Source organism: Psychromonas arctica (assembly GCF_036697365.1).
GTDB classification, from domain to species: Bacteria; Pseudomonadota; Gammaproteobacteria; order Enterobacterales; family Psychromonadaceae; genus Psychromonas; species Psychromonas arctica_A.
The window spans coordinates 101498-125914 of record NZ_JBAHZA010000010.1 but is presented as its reverse complement, the minus strand read 5'-3'; the positions used below and the strand labels follow the sequence as shown (position 1 = coordinate 125914).

At 37.9% G+C, this 24417-nt stretch carries 21 protein-coding genes and 1 pseudogene; 20 read left to right on the top strand and 2 right to left on the bottom strand.

Annotation, left to right across the window (positions count from 1 at the left end; all coding sequences use genetic code 11):
* Positions 1–69 precede the first annotated feature (69 nt).
* The 5 genes from hrpB (at position 70) to rlmF (ending at position 7036) form a co-directional block, all read left to right on the top strand.
* A complete protein-coding gene (hrpB, locus tag V5290_RS12435) occupies positions 70–2550 on the top strand; it encodes an ATP-dependent helicase HrpB (RefSeq protein ID WP_333386162.1) in 2481 nt (826 codons plus the stop codon).
* 100 nt (positions 2551–2650) lie between these two features.
* Entirely contained in the window at positions 2651–4873 is a 2223-nt protein-coding gene (gene mrcB, locus V5290_RS12430; protein ID WP_333386159.1) for a penicillin-binding protein 1B, read from the top strand.
* 1 nt (position 4874) lies between these two features.
* Positions 4875–5294, top strand: coding sequence for a SufE family protein (locus V5290_RS12425; protein WP_333386156.1), 420 nt, complete (start codon positions 4875–4877; stop codon positions 5292–5294).
* The gene (locus V5290_RS12420; protein WP_333386153.1) at positions 5287–6045 is read left to right on the top strand and encodes a DUF3108 domain-containing protein; all 759 of its coding nucleotides are present in this window, start codon (positions 5287–5289) and stop codon (positions 6043–6045) included. Before V5290_RS12425 ends, V5290_RS12420 begins: the two co-directional genes overlap by 8 nt.
* Positions 6046–6082: 37 nt before the next feature.
* Positions 6083–7036, top strand: coding sequence for a 23S rRNA (adenine(1618)-N(6))-methyltransferase RlmF (gene rlmF, locus V5290_RS12415; RefSeq protein ID WP_333386151.1), 954 nt, complete (start codon positions 6083–6085; stop codon positions 7034–7036).
* A 91-nt stretch (positions 7037–7127) separates the two neighbouring features.
* Here the strand turns inward: rlmF and V5290_RS12410 are convergent, their stop codons facing one another.
* Positions 7128–7706, bottom strand: coding sequence for an acetate uptake transporter (locus V5290_RS12410; RefSeq protein ID WP_333386148.1), 579 nt, complete (start codon positions 7704–7706; stop codon positions 7128–7130).
* 297 nt (positions 7707–8003) lie between these two features.
* On the opposite strand from V5290_RS12410, the gene V5290_RS12405 reads away from it, so the two are divergent.
* From V5290_RS12405 to cdd, 8 genes and pseudogenes are all read left to right on the top strand, one after another.
* Positions 8004–8771: an ABC transporter ATP-binding protein gene (locus V5290_RS12405; protein ID WP_113819418.1), complete on the top strand. Its 768-nt coding sequence runs from the start codon at positions 8004–8006 to the stop codon at positions 8769–8771.
* 68 nt (positions 8772–8839) lie between these two features.
* A complete protein-coding gene (locus tag V5290_RS12400; protein WP_333386144.1) occupies positions 8840–9613 on the top strand; it encodes an ABC transporter substrate-binding protein in 774 nt (257 codons plus the stop codon).
* Positions 9614–9762: 149 nt separating this feature from the next.
* Complete coding sequence (locus V5290_RS12395) at positions 9763–10503, top strand: ABC transporter permease (protein WP_290041621.1); 741 nt, start codon at positions 9763–9765, stop codon at positions 10501–10503.
* Between the two features lie 2 nt (positions 10504–10505).
* Positions 10506–11180 (top strand): ABC transporter permease, encoded by a 675-nt coding sequence (locus V5290_RS12390; RefSeq protein WP_333386138.1) that lies wholly within the window; start codon positions 10506–10508, stop codon positions 11178–11180.
* A gap of 533 nt (positions 11181–11713) precedes the next feature.
* Positions 11714–12712 carry a YheT family hydrolase gene (locus V5290_RS12385; RefSeq protein ID WP_333386137.1) on the top strand — a complete coding sequence of 333 codons (999 nt, stop codon included), beginning with the start codon at positions 11714–11716 and terminating at the stop codon, positions 12710–12712.
* A 220-nt stretch (positions 12713–12932) separates the two neighbouring features.
* Positions 12933–13109 (top strand): annotated as a pseudogene (locus V5290_RS12380) (hypothetical protein); the annotation flags it as partial.
* Positions 13110–13321: 212 nt separating this feature from the next.
* Entirely contained in the window at positions 13322–14080 is a 759-nt protein-coding gene (gene udp, locus V5290_RS12375; RefSeq protein WP_333386134.1) for a uridine phosphorylase, read from the top strand.
* Between the two features lie 177 nt (positions 14081–14257).
* A complete protein-coding gene (gene cdd / locus V5290_RS12370) occupies positions 14258–14665 on the top strand; it encodes a cytidine deaminase (protein WP_333386131.1) in 408 nt (135 codons plus the stop codon).
* 111 nt (positions 14666–14776) lie between these two features.
* On the opposite strand, the gene V5290_RS12365 is transcribed toward cdd, so the two are convergent.
* A complete protein-coding gene (locus V5290_RS12365) occupies positions 14777–16141 on the bottom strand; it encodes a hypothetical protein (RefSeq protein WP_333386128.1) in 1365 nt (454 codons plus the stop codon).
* A 383-nt stretch (positions 16142–16524) separates the two neighbouring features.
* On the opposite strand from V5290_RS12365, the gene tal reads away from it, so the two are divergent.
* From tal to deoA, 7 genes are all read left to right on the top strand, one after another.
* The gene (gene tal / locus V5290_RS12360; RefSeq protein WP_333386125.1) at positions 16525–17475 is read left to right on the top strand and encodes a transaldolase; all 951 of its coding nucleotides are present in this window, start codon (positions 16525–16527) and stop codon (positions 17473–17475) included.
* 156 nt (positions 17476–17631) lie between these two features.
* Positions 17632–18888, top strand: a complete 1257-nt coding sequence (locus V5290_RS12355; protein WP_333386122.1) for a NupC/NupG family nucleoside CNT transporter — start codon at positions 17632–17634, stop codon at positions 18886–18888.
* 130 nt (positions 18889–19018) lie between these two features.
* Positions 19019–19792: a deoxyribose-phosphate aldolase gene (deoC, locus tag V5290_RS12350; RefSeq protein WP_333386119.1), complete on the top strand. Its 774-nt coding sequence runs from the start codon at positions 19019–19021 to the stop codon at positions 19790–19792.
* Positions 19792–21039, top strand: a complete 1248-nt coding sequence (locus V5290_RS12345) for a phosphopentomutase (RefSeq protein ID WP_333386116.1) — start codon at positions 19792–19794, stop codon at positions 21037–21039. Before deoC ends, V5290_RS12345 begins: the two co-directional genes overlap by 1 nt.
* A 15-nt stretch (positions 21040–21054) precedes the next feature.
* Positions 21055–21765, top strand: a complete 711-nt coding sequence (deoD, locus tag V5290_RS12340) for a purine-nucleoside phosphorylase (RefSeq protein WP_333386113.1) — start codon at positions 21055–21057, stop codon at positions 21763–21765.
* Positions 21766–21938: 173 nt separating this feature from the next.
* On the top strand, positions 21939–22727 hold the full coding sequence (locus V5290_RS12335; RefSeq protein WP_333386111.1) for an outer membrane protein OmpK: 789 nt from the start codon (positions 21939–21941) through the stop codon (positions 22725–22727).
* 177 nt (positions 22728–22904) lie between these two features.
* Positions 22905–24224 carry a thymidine phosphorylase gene (gene deoA, locus V5290_RS12330; protein WP_333386208.1) on the top strand — a complete coding sequence of 440 codons (1320 nt, stop codon included), beginning with the start codon at positions 22905–22907 and terminating at the stop codon, positions 24222–24224.
* Positions 24225–24417 lie beyond the last annotated feature (193 nt).

Here is a 24417-nt window from a genome sequence, read left to right as displayed (position 1 = left end):
ATGCGTTAAATAACCCTGTTTTTATTATTTATTTTTAGTATCGGTTTTTGTGGTTAAGGGTTGTTATCTATGTTACCTATTCAAACAGTATTCGCTGAGTTGCAGCGCCAACTTAGTGAGCATTCTCAAGTGATTTTGCAAGCACCTCCCGGTGCTGGTAAATCGACCTTCTTACCACTGGCTTTGTTAAACAATGCTGTTTTTAGCGGTAAAATTATTATGTTAGAACCGAGGCGTTTAGCGGCTCGTAACATCGCATATTATTTAGCAGATCAACTGAAAGAAAAGGTAGGGCAGAGAGTAGGTTACCGTTTGCGAGGCGAATCCAAAGTTAGTGCTGAAACGCAACTAGAAATAGTCACAGAAGGCATTCTAATTCGTTTGTTACAAAAAGATCCTGAACTGACTGGGGTGGATCTGGTTATTTTTGATGAGTTTCATGAACGTAATTTACATGCCGACTTAGGGTTAGCGTTTTGTTTGGATGTACAGGAAAATTTACGGGATAATTTGAATCTGTCAATAATGTCGGCGACATTAGATAATCAAGCATTACAACAACATTTACCTAATGCCGGTTATGTTAGCTGCGAAGGTCGCGCTTTCCCCATCGATTATATCTATCATAGCGGAAAATTAAGTACCAAAGCTGAGCAACAAAGCGCATTAGTCGCGTTAGTGAAAGAGGCCTTTCAGCAGCAAAATGGTAATATTTTGGTGTTTGTCGCTGGCGTGAAAGAGATTTTACAATGTTGCCAAGCGTTAAAAATATGGATTGATCAGCATGATCACCCTGTACTATTGGCACCATTATATGGCCGACTTAGTTTAGATGAGCAACAACTGGCTATTAAATCTCCACCGCAAGGTAAACGTAAAATAGTTGTATCAACTAACATTGCAGAAACAAGTTTAACTATTGATGGTATCGCAGTCGTTGTTGATTCGGGGCGAGAGAGAAGCTTTCAATTTCAATCCCATACCGGTATCGGAAAATTAAAAGATCAGATGATCAGTGAAGCCAGTGCAATACAGCGAGCAGGGCGCGCAGGACGATTGAGTGCGGGAACCTGTTATCGGTTATGGTCTAAAGAGACGCGTTTAAAAGCACAAAATGAAGTGCCTATTATACAAAGTGAATTGACTGACTTAATGTTAGAAGTGAGTGCTTGGGGAGTCACTGATCCTGAACAACTGCCTTTTTTAACCCAACCCAATACGCGTAATGTACAAGTGGCTTTACAATTACTACAAAAACTCAATGCAATTGATGAAAGAGGTCGTTGTACTAAGTTAGGAGATCAAATCATTGAGTTTGGTTTAAGCCCGCGTTTAGGCGCAATGTTAATTGCCGCTAAGGAATTAGAAGCTTCGTTAAATAAATCGGGAATAGTTGCGTTAGCCTGTTTATTAGCCGCGTTAATAGAGAGTAATGAAAAAAGCAGCGATGATATTAACAGCGCATTGGATAAACTATCTTACTCAGTGAATCAGCAGTATCGCATCTTACTGAAAAAGTGTGCGACTAAAGCACCTGCGCAACTGCCACGCGCTTATTGTGGGTTGTTATTAGCTATTGCCTTTCCTGATCGAATTGCTTTATGTCGAGGCCAAAATCAACAGCAAGACTATTTACTTAGTAATGGTGCTGGAGCTCATTTATCCTCACACTCGTCATTAATGGGTGAAGAGATGTTAGTGGTAACTGATCTTGCTTTATCTGAACAACGAGCGAATAGTATTATTTTCAAAGCAGTCACGTTAAATTTAGTGGATATTAAAACGCACCTTACTCATTATCTAGATCATGAAGACTATCTTTGCTGGTCATTAAAAGAAAATAAGTTGATTGCTGAGCGTCGTCTAATGTTAGGGAAAATAACTCTCAACAAAACGCCTCTGGCTAAAGTGACTAAGCAGCAGAAACTACAAGCGTTATTGAATGGTTTACGTCAAGCTGGATTATCAATGCTGTATTGGAGTGAGACCAATAAAGCATTATTAACGCGATTAAATTACGCATCACAACAATATAATCAACTTCAATTAGCAGAGTTTTCTGAGTTTGATGAACAAGTATTAATCGATTCTGTTGATCAATGGCTGGCGCCTTTTTGCATCGATGTGCAGCATCCCGATCAATTTAAGAAAATTGACCTTAAAAGTGCTTTATTGTCTCGTTTAACATGGCAGCAACAACAGCGATTTGAAAAAGACTTCCCTGTTACTATTACTGTACCCACAGGCTCTGCAATCAAATTACAATATCGCGATAATCAATTACCTTTGTTATCAGTTAAAATGCAAGAGCTATACGGACAAGCACAAACTCCAACTATTCTAGATGGACGTATTCAAGTACAACTGGCGTTACTTTCACCTGCGATGAAGCCATTACAATTAACCCAAAATTTACATTCATTTTGGGCTGGCGCATATTCGGAAGTGCAAAAAGAGATGAAAGGGCGTTACCCGAAGCATTATTGGCCAGATAACCCTGCAACTGCAGTTGCGACACGTAAAACTAAAAAGCATCTCTCTATAGGGTGATATTGGCGCATAAACTAAGTAGTATTAGCGGCGCATTGATGAATGAAAATATTATTCACAGAATTATCTATTATATTAAATTGAGTTAATTAGATCTGTTATGGCAAAAACACCACAAAAAAAAGGCACGGCTGATAAGCCTAAAGCAAGTGCTAAAAGCAGTACAACCAAGAATGACACAACAAAAAATACCGCTAAAAAAACTACAAGTACACGCAAAAAAACAGTACGTAAACCAGTAAAAGTGCCGCTTAAGCACCGTATTCTGAAATCAATTTGGTCATTTACATGGAAAGCAACATTAGCTTTTTTTGCCTTTATTGTTATTGCTGGTATCTATTTTGATAAGAAAGTTGAAAATCGCCTTGATGGATCAACATGGGATCTGCCTGCGACGCTTTATGCTCGTCCATTATTATTAAAAGTGAATGAACCATTAACCCAAAGCGCACTTGTTAGTGAATTAAAATTGCTTAACTATCGAGCGGTACAGCGTATTGAAAGTGCAGGGCAATTTGCAGTGAGTGGCAATCAAGTGACTATTTACCGTCGCGCTTTTGATTTCCCCGATCGATCTGAAGCAGCTGCGTTAGTTAACGTCTCTTTTGATGGTAATCGGATTGCCAGTTTGAGTAAAAGGCAAGGGGCAATCGATGAAATTCGTTTAGACCCTTTGTTGTTAGATAGGCTAAATAGTAAGCAGATACAAGATCGTGTATTTGTTCCTTTTCAGAAAATCCCTGATCTGTTAATTAACACTTTAATATTAATGGAAGATCGTGATTTTTATCATCATCAAGGAGTTTCTCCCTTTGCTATTTTGCGTGCTTTTATGGTGAATATGAAAGCAGGACGTACGGTTCAAGGTGGCAGTACACTGACACAGCAATTAGCTAAAAATCTGTTTTTATCGCAGGAACGTAGTTTATGGCGTAAATTTCAAGAAGCTTATATCGCGGTCCTGATTGACCATAAATACAGTAAAGATAAAATATTAGAGTCTTATCTCAATGAGGTTTATCTAGCTCAGAACGGTGCTACAGGAGTTTATGGTGTTGGTTTGGCCAGCGATTATTACTTTGCTCGACCAATTGATGAACTACGCGTTGAACAAGTGGCATTGCTGGTGGCTATTATTAAAGGCCCATCTTATTACAACCCAAGGCGTAACCCTAAACGTGCATTATCCCGTCGAGATTTAGTTTTACGTTTGATGTTAGAGCATAATTATATCAATACAGCACAATATCGTATTGCTGTTAATAGCCCTTTAAATTTAAGTGGTGCAAAGGCGTTAAATAATCGAGCAAACCCCGCTTTTGTTAGTTTATTAAATCGAGAGTTAGTGAGTAATGTCCCTGCTAATATCCGTAAGCAGAGTGGTTTATCTATCTTTACCTCGATTTCACCTTTAGCGCAAAAGAATGCGGAAATAGCAATTCAAACGGGTATCAAAAAAGTCCAGAAAAAAGGCCAAAATGATCTGCAGGGGGCAATGGTTGTTACCGATCGTCAATATGCAGAAGTACGTGCCTTGGTATCAGGGAAGGATGTGAAGTTTAGTGGTTTTAATCGAGCATTGGATGCCCGTCGCCCAATTGGATCTTTAGTTAAACCTCCCGTTTACTTAACGGCATTAGACAATGGGTATAGCTTAACTGATATCTTAAATGATAAAGAGATTGTGCTTAAAAACAGTACTGGGCAGCGCTGGAGACCAAAAAACTATGATCGTAAGTTTCGTGGTCAAGTCAGTTTGGAAAAAGCCTTAGTGAGCTCTTTGAATGTGCCTACAGTCAACTTAGGTATGCAGATTGGATTAAGTAACGTCATTGATAGTTTGCATGAGATGGGCGTAGAGCAAAAAATTAAAGCTTACCCATCTTTAGTGTTGGGCAGTTTATCGCTTTCACCCTTTGAAGTGGCACAAATGTATCAACCTATTGGTATGCGTGGTGTATACAAACCATTAACGATGATCCGTACCATTGTTTCTAGTGATGGCATTCCTTTGTATCAGCGTAGTCCTGCTGCAAGACAAATATTCTCAGGTGCTGCTGTAGAGCAGCTATCAAGTGCTTTACATAAAGTGACAACGGAAGGAACTGCTCGTAGCTTACGTTGGCGTAATCCTGGACAAAACTTTGCTGGCAAAACTGGGACGACTAATAACCTTAACGATAGTTGGTTTGTGGGCTTCGACCAAGATGAAGTGGTTACGACTTGGGTAGGGAAAGATAATAATAAAAGTGCAGAGCTGACAGGCAGTAGTGGTGCTTTAGTTCTTTTCTCTGGTTACATGAAGCAAAAGGTAGGTAAGTAAGGTGCAAAAATTAACATCTATAACGCAATTTGAGCAATTAAAAGCAGTATTTTTAGAGAATAAAAGCTGGGATGCTCAATACCGTTTAATTATACAATTAGGTAAATTACTCGCCCCTTTTCCTGAACAGATGAAGGTAGAATCAAATCAAGTAAAAGGTTGTGAAAGCATGGCTTGGTTGATTCATTCTGAACAGCAGGGGCTTTATACGTTTACCATGGATAGTGATACCCGAGTTGTGAAAGGGTTAATGCAAATAGTGACGATTATTTTTAATAATAAAACACGAGAAGAAATCGCATTAATCGATTGTGATGAACTATTTGCACAATTAGGGTTACTAAACCATTTAAGCCCTTCTAGAAGTAATGGCTTATTTGCCATTATTAACAGCATTAAAGGAATCAATCATATTGATTAATATAAGATCTATTACTTTATTTAGTTTACTACTTCCGTTATCTGGATTTGCTAATGCAGCTTCTGAAAGCGATATTTCGTCAGAAAACACAGCACAAGTATCAAGTTTGCAAATAACTGAACCTAATCAGCGTTATACCTATGATGTTTTTTACAAAGGGTTATCTATTGGGCAAATGAAGCAAGAGTACCATTGGACTGGTGAGCAAGTTGTAGTTGAGTCCGATGCTGACTTTTCATTTTTGTTGTTTTCCTTTGGTGGTAACCAACAATCAGATATTTATTGGAGTGAACAACAGCAACGTTTTCTAAGCAGTGCATTTTTCCGTAAAAGCAGTGGTTTTAGTACGGTGAATATGACTGCTAACTTTGACCAAAGTGGTCATAACTCAGTTATAATTAATAATGGAGAACGGACAGAATATAGTAATCCTGAAGGTCCAATTGTTGATTTCAATACTATTACCTTACAAATTAGTGAAGGCCTAAAATCAGGACAGACTGATTTTGAGTTTTATATGCAAACATCGGATGATATTGCCCATTACTTTTTTGAATTAAAAGGTAAAGAGACGATCAAAACTAAATTCGGTGAGCTAGAGGCTTATCGTGTGCAACAAGTTAAAAAGAAGGATCGTACTTTTATCGCTTGGTTCGCACCTCAATTTAACCATCAAATGGTGAAGTTTGAATATCAGCGAAAAGTGTTGGATATCAGCGGTGGATTGGTCGATTACAGTACTGAATTTTAACTTGTTATTTTATTAGCGTCACACCATGGATTTTACTGTGAACACAGAAAAAACAACATCAAGAAAGGGTGGTTTACACCCTCGTAATTTGCATCACGGTCAATATGACTTTGTTAGTTTAATGTCAGCTTGTCCTGAACTTAAGCCTCATGTGATTACTAACCCAAGAGGGGAGTTAAGTATTAACTTTAGTGACCCTCAATCGGTATTATTATTAAATAAAGCATTACTGGCTTATTTTTATGATATTGCCTTTTGGCAAATCCCAGAGGGGTACTTATGTCCACCGATCCCGGGGAGAGTTGATTATATTCATTATATTGCAGATCTATTAACCGATAGCTTTCAAGGTGAAGTGCCAACAGGTTCGCAGATAAAAGGGTTAGATATTGGCTGTGGAGCAAATTGTATTTATCCTATTTTAGGTAGTCGTAGTTATGATTGGTCCTTCGTAGGCGCAGATATTGACTCCTTAGCAATAAAGACTGCTTCATTATTGGTCAAAGCTAATCCAAATATCAGCAAAAAAATAACCATACGCCAACAAAAGAGTAAGCAACATATTTTAACTGGAATGGTAAAAAGTGCAGATCGTTTTGCCTTTACGCTATGTAATCCGCCTTTTCATGCTTCTATGGAAGCGGCCACTGCAGGCAGTCAACGTAAACAGGAAAACTTAAGTAAGAAAGCGCTTGTTAATACAAAGTCTGAATTGAATTTTGCCGGAAAAACACACGAATTAAGCTGTGCTGGTGGAGAGATTGCATTTGTTAAACAAATGGTTACTGAAAGTACACTTATCAAGGAGCAGGTATGTTGGTTTACTTGCTTATTATCTAAAGGTGAAAACGTAGCACCAATTAAGAAGCTACTGAAACAGTCTGGGGCTCGCGAAATTAAAGTGGTAGAGATGGCGCAAGGTCATAAAATAAGTCGTTTTGTAGCATGGAGTTTTTTAACGGAGCAACAACGAATTACATTCTTTAAATAAGCTAAAACCTGATTAAAAACGATCTTCCATAAAAAAACCGAGCTTTAATAGCTCGGTTTTTATTTGGGAAAATAAGCTTCTTTAGTAAAAGTTATTTTTCACCAATTGGTAAAATAGTGCGACCGTATTGTTCGTTGATCACTTCAGCCATCGCTAGGTAGATTGCACTGAAACCACAAATAAGACCTTCAAAACCTGCAATACGACCAATTAACTCATTACCTGTGAAATCACGAATAGCCAGTAAGAAGAATAGAACTGTTAAGCTAGCAAAAATGAATTGTAAAACACAGTTACCACGTAGCGTCCCGATAAACATGAATGCAGTGAATATTCCCCACATAACTAAATACCATGCCATGAATGCATGTGGTGTCGCTTGTGTTGGACCATCTTCTAAACCAAGTTGTGGGAATAATAATAAAACCACTAAGCTAATCCAGAAAAAACCGTATGAAGTAAATGCCGTTAGACCAAAAGTATTACCTTTTTTAAATTCTAGAATACCGGCGATAACTTGTGCTGCACCACCGTAACATAAACCCATCGCAAGAATCATTGCGCTGATTGGAAAGAAACCTGCATTGTGAATGTTTAACAGTACAGTTGTCATGCCAAATCCCATTAGACCTAGCGGAGCGGGATTAGCGTAATTAATTGATTGTGACACGTCATTTACCTTTTTGTATTATTTAATAGAGTTGAGATCGCGCGCACGATACCATGTAGTCGAATTTTGTAAAGAAAATCCGTATAAATTCATTATATGCTTTGTTTTTCATCAATTATGGATAGAAAATACTAAAAGTGTGGGGTATTGATTTATTTTTAAGAGGAAATAAAAATTAATTTATTGTACATTTTAGGACATTGGTGCAGAGTAAAAGACTGCATAAATTTTATTAACCCATTCAATAAACTAGGTACAATATATAATGAACCCGTTTAACCATGATGAAAATTACTAATGACTGTACCTACTCTATCAATTAAAAACTTACATAAATCTTTTGCTGATAACCAAGTACTAAAAGGCGTAGATCTAGAAGCACATAAAGGAGATGTTATCTCTATTTTGGGTGCATCAGGTTCGGGTAAAAGCACATTATTACGTTGTGTTAATTTATTAGAAACACCAACTTCAGGTGATATTTTAGTTAACGGTGAGTTAATTGAAATGAAACAAGATAAAAAGCGTGGCGCAATACCTGCTTCTATTAAACAAGTTGAGCGTATTCGTAGTCGTTTAGCAATGGTGTTTCAAGGGTTTAATCTTTGGTCACATTTATCTGTTTTAGAGAATGTCATTGAAGCGCCTGTTCATGTTTTGGGTGTCCCTAAAAAAGAAGCCATTGTAAAAGCAGAAGCGTTATTGCAACGTGTTGGGCTATATGAGCGCAAAGATTACTATCCTGAGCAGCTATCGGGTGGTCAACAGCAACGTGTTGCTATTGCTCGTGCATTAGCTGTTGAACCAGAAGTGATGCTATTTGATGAACCGACTTCAGCATTAGACCCAGAATTGGTAGGGGAAGTGCTGACAGTTATGCGCGATCTTGCAGAAGAAGGGCGCACTATGTTGGTGGTAACCCATGAAATGGCATTTGCTAGAGATGTATCGAATAAAGTTTTATTCTTGCATCAAGGACTTGTAGAAGAGCAAGGAAAGCCTGAAGATATCTTCACTAATCCAACTTCAGAACGTTTTAAACAGTTTATCTCAACTGTGTATTAGATTTACATGAGGCATTAAGCCTCACATATTACTAAAGACAATCGTTTATCATAAAATAAGGAAATACCATGAAAAAAATTAGCCTATTAATCGCACTGTTTGCATTTGCATTCAATACTGCACAAGCAAAAGAATGGAAACAGATTCGAATCGGTGTAGAAGGTGCATACCCTCCGTTCAGTAAAACAGAAGAAGATGGCAGCGTAACTGGTTTTGATATTGATATTGCTAATGCACTATGCGCAGAGTTAGAAGCAAAATGTACTTTAGTAAAACAAGATTGGGATGGCATTATTCCTGCACTTTTAGGTCGTAAATTTGATGCGATTATCGCAACAATGGATATTACTGAAGAGCGTAAAAAGAAAGTCGCATTTACTAAGAAATACCAACATATCCCAGCACGTTTTGTTGCTAAAAAAGGCACTGCTTACGAAGGTACAGAAGCATTTATGGATGGTAAAAAAATTGGTGTTCAGCGTGCAACAACGATGGACTTATACATCTCAGATAACTTCCCATCTGCAAAAATTAAACGTTACGGTTCTGCTGATGAAGCTTACTTAGATTTAAAAGCGGGTCGTGTTGATTATGTAATGGCTGATTCTGCTGCAATCTCTGATGGTTTACTAGCTAAAGAAGATGGCGATAAGTTTGAATTTGTTGGTCCTAAGTTAAACGATCCAAAATGGTTTGGTTACGGTGCAGGTATTGCAATTCGTAAGCAAGATACTGATTTAGCTGAGCAATTAAACAAAGCTATTGATGCAATCCGTGCTGATGGTACTTACAAGAAAATCCAAGACCAATACTTCACTTTCGATGTTTACGGTCAAGAGTAATATAGCGAGTGTTAATCGCTATTAACACATTGCGTTAAAATAGAGAGGATGAGTAACCAGCTGTAATATCTTTGTCGGTTACGCCATCCTTTTTTTATGTCAATCAAGTCGTTATCTATGATATTGGCATTTATTAAAAAGAAGTTTATATGTTTTCTTTATACGGTTACCAAGACATTTTTCTAGAAGGTGCATGGTTAACACTACAAGTGGCTTTGCTGTCTTTAGTGCTATCTGTAGTATTGGGGTTATTAGCAGCCCTTGCTAAGTTATCTCATTCCACAGTACTAAAAAGTATCGCGACACTTTACACCACAATTATTCGTGGTATTCCTGATCTGATTCTGATGTTGCTTATCTTCTTTGGTGGGCAGTTATTGATCAATGATATGAGTTACAATTTAAATGAGTGGTTGAATGAAACACTGACCGGTTATTACCCTGACCATGAGTGGACTGCTTATCTACCTGAATATATTGATATCAGCCCATACTTTGCTGGTATTGTTACCATTGGTTTTATTTTTGGCGCTTACATGGCTGAAACCTTTCGAGGTGCTATTTTATCGGTTAATAAAGGCCAATTAGAAGCCGCCACTGCTTATGGCATGAATAAGTACAAACGCTTTTCTCGTGTTATGTTCCCACAAATGATGCGTTATGCACTGCCCGGCCTAGGTAATAACTGGTTAGTGTTATTAAAAACGACTGCGCTAGTCTCAATTATTGGCTTGCAAGATATGGTTAAAATTGCGGGGGATGCTTCCGGCTCGACGCAGAAACCCTTTACATTCTACCTAGTGGTAGCGTTGATATTTTTATTTTATACCGCTGTTTCTACCTCTGCTCTAAAGTGGGCCGAGCGTAAATATAGTATACAAACGAGATAGACATGGATTTTTCAATTATTCTTAATGAATACCCGTTTTATTTAGAAGGGTTATGGACAACCACTTGGTTGGTCGCGGCATCACTATTGATTGGTTTAGTGATTGCAATTCCTGCGGGTATTTTACGTAGCCATTCAAATTGGTTTATTAAAGGACCGATTTGGGCTTATATGTATTTTTTCCGTGGCTCACCGTTATTAGTACAACTGTTCCTTATCTATTATGGTGCCGCACAGTTTGATTCTTTACGAGAGAGTTGGTTATGGTACTACTTTCAAGAAGCTTGGTTTTGTGCTTTATTAGCCTTCGCCTTGAATACAGGTGCTTATACCGCTGAAATCGTTCGTGGTGTGATCAGTACAATGCCGATTGGTGAATTAGAAGCTGCTAAAGCTTATGGTATGAGTCGTTGGCAGCGTCTAAAACGCATCACATTGCCTAACTCTTTACGTCGAGCGCTACCTGCATATAGTAACGAAATTATCTTTATGATCCACGGCAGTGCAATCGCTGGCGTAGTAACTATTGTCGATATTACAGGGGCAGCTCGCGTGGTTAATGCACGTTATTATGCGCCTTTTGAAGCTTATTTAGCTGCGGGACTGTTATATATGTGCCTAACATTTTCTGTTATTTATCTATTCAAGCTGTGGGAAAAGAGCTACCAACATAACTAAATAAAATACCATACCAATCATATTCAATAGCCGTGATTGGTCTTATTGTGAGTGTGTTAAAACTTAATCGTCACACTCATATTAACCCTTTCTTTTAAGTACGATCTGTACATGTGAATATGTAAACGTATTAACTTTTCTTACCGACTTCTTTTAGATTATTTATGAATTTTCAGGTGAATTTTTCCGTATTATATTTCTTCAGCGCAAACAGGTTAAGCTTCGAAAGACTCAATTTATGCCTTGAAATTAGTCATTTTTCCTACCTAAAATTTAGATTACTTATACCAATCACACTAAGTAACTGATCTATTTTACTTGTTAAAATAACTTATTTCTTCGTTGTAACTTTCGTAAATAGAACAAATATTTAACTTAAGTTATGCCTTAAACTAAGTTATTTTTCCTGCGCAAAATTTAGATCACTTATTTAATGCAATTGGTATTATTTAAAATAATTGGTATAAAGTAGATCTGTTAATAAATGTGGTTAGTATTATATTAATCACAACATGAACAAAGTTAGGAACACAATGAACCAATTTACTCCTGCAATAGGCCTCTCTAACCATCATTTACAATCTATTATATCCAGTACTGGTCCGCGTAAGTGGCTTGAAAAAAAACGTTGTAAACAATTGTTGGCAACTGCAATTAAAGAGGTTATTACTACACCGCAAGGAGTTAAATTATTAGGTTATCTAACTAAAGCGTCTAAAGGTAATAAAGGCTTAGCTATTTTATTACATGGTTGGGAAGGGTGCTCTGAATCTCTATACATGTTGTCTACAGGTCAAAAACTACTTGATCAAGGCTATGATGTTTTTCGTTTAAACTTTCGAGATCATGGTGGTACTCAACATCTGAATAAAGATTTATTTAATTCAGTACGAATACAAGAAGTCATTGAGTCTGTGAAGTATCTTTGTGATAAATATGGCGGGAGTCATAACTTGTTGTGTGGTTATTCATTGGGGGGAAACTTTTGTTTACGTGTTGCTAATTTAGCAAAGCAGCAAGAATTAAAATTAGATCAAGCGATTGCTATTTGCCCTTTATTACATCCTCCAACAACGATGGAAGCTTTAAATACTGGTTTTCCTGTTTATGAAAAATATTTTGTAAAAAGATGGAAAAATTCATTATTTAAAAAATTACAGCATCACTCTCATCTTACTTATGGCGATGCTTTGTCAAAGCTTAACTCTTTAGATGCAATGAATGACTTTTTTGTTGTCGAACATACAGGTTTTGAATCTACCCAAGCTTATTTTGAGGGATATTCTATTTTAGGCAATGCATTACAAAAGCTAGAAATATCGACGACTATTATTACGTCATTAGACGATCCTATTATTCCAGCACATCAATTAGACGACTTGTATGATTCGCCATTTTTATCAATTGATTTGCAAGATAAAGGTGGGCACTGTGCTTTCATTAAAAATTGGAAATTAGAAAGTTGGGTATGCGATCGCGTAGTTCATTATGCGAGTTTACAATATAGCAAACGCAGTACTCATCAACGTTAGTTGTTCTTTATCATGCTCTTTAAAGCAATTACTTTGTAAGGGGATGAGTTATTACTAAAATATGGTTTACTCATTTCATAAGATAACCACATATTTTGTTAGTAGATTGTTTATAGGGCTATTTTTAGTCATTGTGTCGATCTAGGTCTCACTTTATTCCCTTTTTACTTCATACACTGATTTTACTTTATACAAACATTTTTCAGTACTGGAGTTATTAATGCCGTCAAATCCATCAAGTTTAGCTTCTCGTCAAGCGTTAGCTAATGCCATTCGTGCTCTTAGTATGGATGCAGTTCAACAAGCCAATTCAGGTCACCCTGGCGTACCAATGGGGATGGCAGATATTGTACAAGTGCTATGGACTGACTTCCTAAAGCACAACCCAACTAATCCAGGTTAAGCTGAGCGCGGCCGCTTTACTTTATCCTGGTACAAGTATGTTGGCTTAAACGGCAAAGTGATTGGTATGACAACTTTTGATGAGTTAGCACCAGCAGATCAACTGTTTGAATGTTTGGTTTCACTGTTAAGAACGTGATACAAACCGCAACCCATTTATAATTAAAGAATAAAAAACGGTTATATACCGTTAATGAAGGAGATTTTATGTCTGATGTATTTCATTTAGGATTAACCAAAGCGATGTTAGATGGGGCAACTTTAGCGATTGTCCCAGGTGATCCTGAGCGCGTAAAACGTATTGCAGAGTTGATGGAGAATGCAACTTTTCTAGCGAGTCATCGCGAGTATACGAGTTATCTTGCTTATATTGATACTAAGCCTGTTGTTATTTGCTCAACAGGTATCGGTGGTCCCTCAACATCGATAGCAGTAGAAGAGCTAGCGCAGCTTGGTGTACGTACTTTTTTACGCATTGGAACAACAGGCGCTATTCAACCACATGTTAACGTTGGAGATGTGATTGTGACACAAGCTTCAGTGCGTTTAGACGGTGCAAGCTTACACTTCGCTCCATTAGAGTTCCCTGCGGTTGCTGACTTTAATGCTACTACTGCAATGGTTGCAGCTTGTCGTGATGCAAATATAGAACCGCATGTTGGTGTAACGGCTTCTAGTGATACCTTTTATCCTGGACAAGAACGCTACGATACGGTTTCGGGGCGTGTAATACGTCAGTTCAAAGGTTCAATGCAAGAGTGGCAAGAGCTTGGTGTACTTAACTATGAAATGGAGTCATCGACGCTCTTTACTATGTGTGCATCACAAGGTTGGGCAGCTGCCTGCGTAGCTGGCGTAATTGTAAACCGAACTCAACAAGAGATTCCAGATGAGGCGACCATGAAAAAAACAGAGTCGCATGCAATCTCAATTGTAGTCGCTGCAGCAAAAAAATTATTAAGTTAGGCTACAGGTAGTACTAAATAAAAATACTATTAAAACAAAAAATAAAACAAAAAATCAGAGTGGGTCGTACAACAAATTGAGAAGCTTCAAATGTAATTGGATCACTCAATTTTACAAAACAATAAGTTAAAGCAATTATATATTGTATTTTTTAAGGATATAACAGGGAATTAAATAATGAAAAAAAACTATTTTAGCGAATTAAAAACACTGCTAGATAATAGCTCTGCACCTTATTCAGGGTTTAATGTTGCTTCAGTTGTTGTGTGTAAAGATGGGCGTGTTTTTAAGGGGGTAAATGTAGAATCAGCAGCTTATCCAACGACCATTTGTGCAGAGCGTAATGCAATCTTTACTGCTATTGCGGAAGGGATCAAAAAAGGTGATATTCAAGAAGTACACATTGGTGCTCGTAATGCTGAAAAACAGCTGGTGACGGCACAGCCATGTGGTTCATGTCGCCAAGTGATTGCAGAGCAATCGATGAATGACTGTACTGTCTACAGCTACCAGTCTGAAACAGAATATTCTGAGAATACTATTGCGACACTATTACCTTTTGCTTTTTTAGGTGAAGAGCTTTAGCTCATAATATTCACTGAACTTAAATTTTCACCTCACTTTGATCACCAAAGCACTTTTATATTTAAAGTTATACGGTTGTTTAGACTGAGGTTTTTCATTCTATTCCTTTGATTATTCACCCGTATATTCTTTATAAGTCATGGCTTCATTTAGCAAGTTCATTTCAGTATAAATATGATCAGCAACTGCGAATTGCATCGCTGGAGTTTGCCCATTTTGGCTTTGACAAAAATTAAATAACACCCTGTGTATTTCAGATAGATTAGTAATAGTATTAAAACTATTTAAGCTTTTATTTAAATGTGTATCTAGGTATTTATAATAACGATTAAGGTGCTCTGTATCTTCCATCGTAAAAGGATATTGAAGCGGCTTATTATCAGTTAATAATGAATAAGCACCTTTTTCAAAGCTAAACCAACGATCGCTCCACCAACCAACTTTTCTATTCTTAATAACATCTTGGTTATTCATAAAGGGCAAATAATAGTAGATATCGGCTTTACCTGTTTTAATTTCAGGATATGCAGACATTAACGCGGCAGCACGAATACTACTTTCTAACTCAATATAATGGCTATAGTGCTGCACATTTTTAATGAAACCACGTAATAATGAAAAATGTACATAGACCAGCTTATTTGGATAAATCAAATTACAGTGATTGATTGCTTTTAATTCACCAATTAAGAGTTTCTCAAAATGCTTACGATGTAATGTTTGTTGGTAATGGCTTTTAATTTCGTTTTCAATGTTATTGGAATAGGATTCTTTAATGACCGTATTCTCAGTACTATTGTAAATATCTTGTTTGAGTAGATTTACTTTAGTGAGATTAGTGGTCTGCAAAAGAATATAACCGCTAACTGCTTCGGCACTTAATAGCGTATAAAAACCACGCTTATGATGTAAATGGACAACTTTACCTTGCGTTTGTAATGATAAAGCTTCTCGGTTTACCGCTTCTTGCTCCTTTAAACGACTAAAATTAGTCAATAACAATGATAACTTTTCTAAATAAAAATAATAAAGGCGAGCTGACAATCCTGTTCTTCTAATGGCACTGTTAATATCTAATTTATCAATAATAGTTTGTAGTACCTGGGTAATGGCCTCAATATTTTTATGTTTAGTTTCGCTGTATACATGTTGGCAACTTTTGCATTTTAAACGTTGTGTACCAGCAATAGTAAAACCATGTAATTGTGAGCTATTCTTTTTATTAAAGAAAAAGTGACTATAGCAATGACGACAATGTGTGATTTTCCTCCCAAAATGAAAATCAAGCTTTTCTTTTAAGATATTTTCAATTAATTGGTTATTTATCCAAGGAGGATTACTTCCGCACGCTTTACACTCAATAGAGAGATAACCTAAACGTTTGCTCTGATAAACATAATCTTCGCTGTTAGCTACACCAAAGTTCCTACAACTCACTGTTTTACAACAATTAAAATCTTTTCTTATATCAAACATACGTTTTTCTCCTTGAGGGCCACATTAGCATAAACCACATATTTTGTTAGTGCCAGGCTATGTGAGGGGCCAAATATCAACTATAGTGATCTGGATCACATTTGTGATTTGTTCGAATGCCTAGAATTTGTTCATAGGAAACGAGATAGAAGAAATTTGTAAGAAGTAACATGGAAGTTGTTTGTCAGATTTATTTTTAAAATATATCTATACCGCCACCATGAATACTATCAAATATTGTGAAAGTATTAGGATTTATATTGGTCACTGACTTTGTCCATATTGATACCATCCTTTTTATCGTAAAAACACCTGTATAAATAAGAGACTCGTTGTAATGAGATCTCTGCTTACCAATAATGTATGAAAGTGAAGGATTGAATATGCAAAGTAAATTAGAGCAGTTACGTAAAGTAACGACCGTGGTTGCAGATACTGGCGATATAGAAGCGATAAAACAATATCAACCTGAAGACGCAACAACTAACCCATCACTTATTTTAAAAGCAGCTTCTATTGAAGCTTATGCACCACTAGTTGCCGATGCCATTGAGTATGCGAAAAAACAAAGCGCCGATAAGCAACAACAAGTACAAATTGCTTGCGATATGCTAGCGGTAAATATTGGTAAAGAGATCTTAACGACTATCCCTGGTCGCATTTCTACTGAAGTAGATGCTCGTCTTTCATACAACACAGAAGCAAGTCTAGCAAAGGCTCGTCAGCTAGTAAAAATGTATAACGATGCCGGAATCAGCAACGATCGTATTTTAATTAAGCTAGCGGCAACCTGGAACGGTATTCAAGCAGCTAAAATACTTGAAAAAGAGGGAATTAACTGTAACCTCACGCTGCTTTTTTCGTTCGCTCAAGCACAAGCCTGTGCAGAAGCGAATGTATTCCTTATTTCACCTTTTGTTGGTCGTATTATGGATTGGTATAAAGCTAAGCAGGGAACTGATTTTTCTGCTGCTGAAGATCCTGGTGTGCTATCGGTTACAAAGATTTATAACTATTACAAAGAGCACGGTTACAACACAGTTGTAATGGGAGCAAGCTTTAGAAATATAGGTGAAATTTTAGAATTAGCAGGCTGCGACCGTTTAACGATTAGCCCACAGTTATTACAAGAGCTAAGTGATTCAGAAGGTACGATTGAAACCAAATTAGTCGCAGATAAAAAAGTTAAAGCTGCACCAACAGCGTTAACAGAGTCAGACTTCTTATGGGCTCACAATCAAGACCCAATGGCTGTAGAAAAATTAGCAGAAGGTATTCGTAACTTCGCAGTGGATCAGAACATATTAGAAACCATGATTATGGAGAAATTATAATCGCGGTGCGCAAATTTGGTTTGTTATGGATGATAACAAACCACAACATATTCGAGTTTTTCGGATTATACATGCCTGGGTTGGCCAGGATATCAGACGGAGATGACTGTTGAGTTATTCTTCAGTCTAACTGACATAAATGAACGGAGTACAAATATGCAAATCGTTATGGGCTTAGTAGGTATTATCAGCCTTCTTTTAATTGCCTTTATTTTCTCAAAAAATAAAAAAGCAATCAATTACAGAACAGTGGGTGGGGCGTTTGCGATTCAAGCTATTATCCCTGCTCTTGTTATCTTTACACCGTGGGGCGTTACATTCCTACAAGGTATTACTAGTGGTGTACAAAGCGTAATTGATAGTGCCAATGCTGGTGTTAGCTTTTTATTTGGCGGATTAGTGTCAGGTAAAATGTTTGAAGTGTTTGGCGGTGGCGGTTTTGTCTTTGCATTTAAAGTACTCCCTATCATTATTTTCTTTGCTTCGTTCATGGCTGTGTTATATCACCTAGGTATCATGCAGTTCATTATCAAAATTTTTGGTGGTGCATTACAAAAACTACTTGGTACAAGTCGTACCGAGTCTATGTCTGCGGCTGCTAACGTGTTTGTTGGTCAAACAGAAGCACCATTAGTGGTTAAACCGTACATTAAACATATGACTCGTTCTGAATTATTTGCTGTTATGTGTGGTGGTTTAGCATCGGTAGCAGGTTCGGTATTAGTAGGTTACGCATCTTTGGGAGTAAGTCTTGAGTACCTAATTGCAGCTTCTTTCATGGCTGCACCGGGTGGTCTATTAATGGCTAAAATCTTAGAGCCTGAAACGGAAGTAGCACAAGAATTATCTGCTAAAGACTTAGCTGCTGCTGAAGAAGAAGATAAACCTGTTAACGTAATTGATGCTGCTGCATCTGGTGCTTCATCAGGTCTTAAATTAGCGCTAAATGTAGGTGCAATGTTAATCGCATTCATCGCATTAATTGCACTCATTAACAATATCTTAGGTTCTGTTGGTGGTTTTGTTGGTTTTGAAGCATTAACACTTGAGCAAATCTTAGGTTATTTATTTGCGCCAATTGCTTTCTTAATTGGTATTCCATGGTCTGAAGCGGTTGCTGCAGGTAGCTTACTTGGTCAAAAACTAGTAGTGAATGAATTTGTTGCTTACATTAACTTCATCGGTGTTAAAGAAGCAATGAGTGAGCATTCTCAAGTAATTATTACTGTTGCTTTATGTGGTTTTGCTAACTTATCTTCAATGGCAATCTTACTCGGTGGTTTAGGTGTATTAGCACCATCTCGCCGTGCTGATATTGCGCGTCTAGGACTTAAAGCGGTAATGGCTGGTACGTTATCTAACTTAATGAGTGCGACGTTAGTAGGTATATTCTTTGCACTAAGCATCGCATAAATATTGAGTATTAATGAGGGTTCGTTTAGAACCCTCATTTGTTTTATTTTAGTTTTATCAATTGTGTTAATAATTTATTAATCAACATAATCGATAAACCCTAAATACAATGAAATCAAAGGATTTTTAAATGAGTGATTTACAATTAGCATCGCGACAAGCAATTCATTTGATGGATTTAACGACATTAAACGATGACGACACAGATCAAAAGGTCATCGACTTATGTAAGCAAGCGCATAGCGCTGCAGGAAATACGGCTGCTGTTTGTATCTATCCCCGTTTCATTCCCATCGCACGTAAAACATTACAAGCTCAAGGCACTACTGATGTCAAAATAGCAACAGTAACTAACTTCCCTCATGGTAACGATGACGTTGCTATCGCTGTTGCAGAAACTAAGGCCGCTGTAGCGTACGGCGCAGATGAAGTTGACCTAGTATTCCCATATAAAGCGCTGATTGCAGGTAATGCTTCTGTTGGTGAAGAGATGGTGAAGGCTTGCCGTGAAGTATGCGGCGAAGCGGTCGCACTAAAAGTGATTATTGAAACAGGCGAATTAAAAACAGCTGAACTGATCGAACAAGCAAGCTTGATTTGTATTGAAGCAGGCGCTGATTTTATTAAAACATCAACGGGTAAAGTACCCGTTAATGCAACGTTAGAAGCGACTAAAGTGATGATCGAATCGATCAAAAAGTCAGGAAAAGACGTTGGCTTTAAAGCTGCTGGTGGCGTTAAAGATGCACAAACAGCAAACGATTACATGCAATTAGCTCGTGACATTATGGGCGCTGATTGGGTAGATGTTGATCATTTCCGTTTTGGTGCATCTAGCTTACTAGGCAACTTGCTAACTGAACTTAATTTATCAGATACACCTGTAGAGACGGGAGGTTACTAATGAAACGTACCATTATTTTATTATTAGATTCGTTAGGCATAGGCGCAAGCCATGATGCAGACCAATTTGTAGGTAGTTTAGCTGATGGCACTACGTTCAATGATGTAGGTGCAAATACTTTCGGTAGTATTGCTAAGCTGTGTGCAGCTGGAGAAGCTGATATCGGTCGAAAAGGGCCTCTACATTTACCAAACCTAACTAAATTAGGTTTAGCACACGCCTGTAAAGAAAGTTCAGGTGAATTCCCAATGGGCTTAGATGAGTCTATCGAACCTATTTCTGCTTATGGTTATGCCCAAGAAATCTCGACAGGTAAAGATACGCCAAGTGGTCACTGGGAAATTGCTGGTGCACCTGTTTTATATGAATGGGGTTACTTTAAAGATAAGCAAAATAGCTTTCCACAGGAACTATTAGACTTAATCGTTGAACGTACTGGTATTTCTGGTTATTTAGGTAACTGTCACTCTTCCGGTACTGTGATTTTAGATGAGTTAGGTGAAGAACATATTAAAACGGGCAAGCCTATTTTCTACACATCAAGTGATAGTGTATTCCAAATAGCCTGCCACGAAGAAACTTACGGTGTAGAAGCATTGTACGACCTATGTAAAACCGTTCGTGAGTTACTTGAACCTTACAATATTGGTCGTGTTATTGCGCGCCCATTCTTAGGTGACAAACCGGGTAACTTTGCTCGTACCGGTAATCGTCATGACTATTCAGTATTACCGCCAAGTAAGACACTACTAGATCGTATGGAAAGTGCCGGCGGTGAAGTGGTGAGTATTGGTAAAATTTCTGATATTTACGCGGCACAAGGTATTACGCAAGCGATTAAAGCAACTGGCTTAGAAGCGTTATTTGATGCGACGTTAAAATCACTAAAAGAAGCAACTAAAGAGACCATTATCTTTACTAACTTTGTAAACTTCGATGCTGACTTTGGTCACCGTCGTGATGTAGCGGGTTACGCTGCAGCACTAGAGTATTTTGATACTCGTATACCAGAGTTACTTGAAGTATTAGACGACGAAGATCTTGTTGTGCTGTCCGCTGACCATGGTTGTGACCCAACTTGGCCTGGTTCAGACCACACACGTGAACACATTCCTGTACTTTTCTACGGAAAAAACGTACCAGCTGGCCCAGTTGGTTTACGTGACACCTTTGCAGATATCGGCCAAACAATTGCTGAATATCATCAATTACCGGATCTTGAATACGGTAAAAGTATTTTTAAATAATGTTGGAGAAATAAGATGGCAACACCTCATATTAATGCAGTAGACAATGCATTTGCAGAAACAGTATTAATGCCTGGCGATCCACTTCGCGCTAAGTATATTGCTGACAACTTTTTAGAAGATGCTGTGCAAGTAACTGACGTACGCAACATGTTAGGTTTTACGGGTACTTACAAAGGAAAAAAACTATCTGTAATGGGTAGTGGTATGGGAATCCCATCTTGTTCTATTTATGCAACAGAGCTAATTAAAGATTACGGTGTAAAAAACATTATCCGTGTTGGTAGCTGTGGTGCTGTTAGCCCAGATATCAAAGTACGTGACGTGATCATTGGTATGGGTGCTTCTACAGATTCAAAAGCAAACCGTATTCGTTTTGCGAACCACGACTTTGCAGCTATTGCTAGTTACGAGTTATTAGAAAAAGCGGTAAACGCTGCACGTGCTCGTAACATTAAAGCGCAAGTAGGTAACATTTTTTCTGCTGATACATTCTACACGCCGGAGCCTGAAGTATTCGATACATTAGAAAAATACAACATTCTAGGTGTAGAGATGGAAGCGGCTGGATTATACGGCGTTGCAGCTGAATATGGCGCAAAAGCACTATGTATTTTGACAGTATCGGATCATATCCGCACTGGCGAACAACTATCTTCTGATCTGCGTCAAAATAGCTTTGATGAGATGGTACTAATCGCACTTGATTCTGTAGTTGCAGAATAAGTGGGAATCAAAAAGACCTGGCATGAAGTTATTGAGTCACTGAGATGACAGGCATTTTGTTATCACTCACTAGTGTGCAAGTGGTGGTAACAAAATTTTATTATTGAGCTTTTAGCCGCTGACGGCAAAAATTCATCACTAAGCATTTTTTACTTTTTAAAAGGAATTTAACTATGAAAAAAACACTACTCCCTCTAGCCTTGCTTGCTTCATCTTCTGCATTCGCAGCCGACTATACTGACGGCGATACGCATAAAAATGATTACAAATGGATGCAAGGTAACTTAATGTACGCTGTAAACGAGCTTCCTGGTGAATCAGATCATGATTATCTTGAGCTTGAGTTCGGAGGACGTGCAGGGATTTTAGATTACTACGGTTACGCTGACGTATTTAACCTAGCAAGCAGTGAGTCTTCTGACAAAGATGGCGAAGATAAAATATTTATTAAGTTTGCACCGCGTATCTCTCTTGATGGATTAACAGGTAAAGATCTATCTTTTGGTCCTGTTGAAGAAGTGTACTTTGCAACACTATTTAACTGGAGTGGCGGTAGCGATTCAGTAAATAACTCTTTCTGGGGTATTGGCTCTGATGTAATGGTGCCATGGTTAGGTAAAGTTGGTTTAAACCTTTACGGACTTTATGACCTAAATGAAAAAGAATGGAATGGTTACCAAATTTCTACTAACTGGTTCAAACCTTTCTACTTCTTTGACAATGGTTCATTTGTCTCTTACCAAGGTTACATCGATTACCAGTTTGGCTACGATGATGATTTTTCTGCATTGTACAATGATAACGGCGGTGCAATGTTCAACGGTATCTATTGGCACTCAGATCGTTACTCTGTAGGTTACGGTCTAAAAGCATTTAAAGATGCTTACGCTTTAAGAGATGGTGGTTTCGCAGGTAAAACAACTGGTTTAACTCATTTCTTCGCAGTTACTTACAAGTTCTAATAATAAATAATACCTGTACTTAAATTATTTAAGTTAATGATGTTAATGCTTGCAGCATAGTGGCTGTGCTGCAAGCAGTCTTACTTTTCCCCAATTACTTCCTAAGTTATTTGTAAATATGATCTATTTACAAATCATTTAGTGATGATCTCACCTAATTATTGGAGTGCACCTATGATCCTAGTACCGCAAGAAATTATTCGTCATAAACGTGATGGTAAAACCTTAAGTAACGAACAGATTAACTATTTTATTCAAGGTATTACCGATAATAGTATTAGTGAAGGGCAAATTGCTGCTTTTGCTATGGCTATCTATTTTCAAGATATGAATATGGATGAGCGTGTAGCGATAGCCTCTGCCATGCGAGATTCAGGTGATGTACTTGATTGGTCATCATTAAATCTAAATGGTCCAATCGTTGATAAACATTCTACCGGTGGTGTTGGTGATGTTATTTCATTAATGCTAGGCCCTATGGTCGCTGCATGTGGTGGTTATGTGCCAATGATCTCTGGTCGAGGTTTAGGCCATACAGGTGGTACCTTAGATAAGCTTGATGCCATTCCTGGCTATCAAACTACAGTAACCAATCAACACTTCAGAGAGGTGGTTAAAACCGCGGGTGTTGCCATTATTGGGCAAAGCGCCAATCTAGCACCCGCTGACAAACGCTTCTATGCAACGCGTGACATTACCGCTACCGTTGAATCTATTCCATTAATTACTGCATCGATTTTATCTAAAAAATTAGCGGCAGGTTTAGATGCTCTAGTGATGGATGTAAAAGCCGGCAGCGGTGCTTTCATGCCAACCTATGAGCAGTCTCAACAGCTAGCAAGAAGTATTGTTGACGTAGCCAATGGTGCGGGATGTAAAACCTCCGCTTTAATTACTAATATGGATCAAGTACTAGCTAGCAGCGCTGGCAATGCCGTTGAAGTGCGAGAAGCGGTCCGTTTTTTAACTGGTGAATACGTCAACCCAAGGTTACATGAAGTCACTATGTCCTTATGTGCTGAAATGCTAGTGTCTGCTAATTTAGCTTCTGATACGGAGCAGGCTAAAGGCAAGTTGCAAGCAGTATTAGATAACGGAAAAGCAGCGGAAGTGTTTGGCAAAATGGTGGCTGGCCTGGGTGGCCCAGCTGATTTTGTAGAAAACTACGATAATCACTTGGTTAAATCTGCGATTATTCGTCCTATATTTGCTAACCAATCTGGTTATGTGACTGCTATTGATGCACGAGAAGTTGGTATGTCAGTGGTAAACATGGGAGGAGGGCGTCGGGTTGCAACAGATAATATTGATTTTGCAGTAGGCTTGAGTGAACTAATAAGCATTGGCGATAAAGTTGATACTCAGACGCCAATTGCCATGATACATGCGCAAACTGAGCAGCAGTTTATCGAGGTTCAGGCAAATATATTAAGTGCGATTCAATGCTCTGATACTAAACCAAATGCTGAACCACAGGTATATGAGACGATACGATAAAGTTAAAATAAATAAAGTACCGAGGAATTTAAAGTAAGTGGCGTTAAATTTAACCTTAGTTTTTGGTTAAAGTTACTACCCCTTAGTGTAAGATAGCGCCCCTTAAAATTTGTAGTAAACAGAAAAAGTAAAGCGAGTTATTAATTAACTTACAGATTAACTCACTAAGTAACTCTATAATGCATAGTTAACA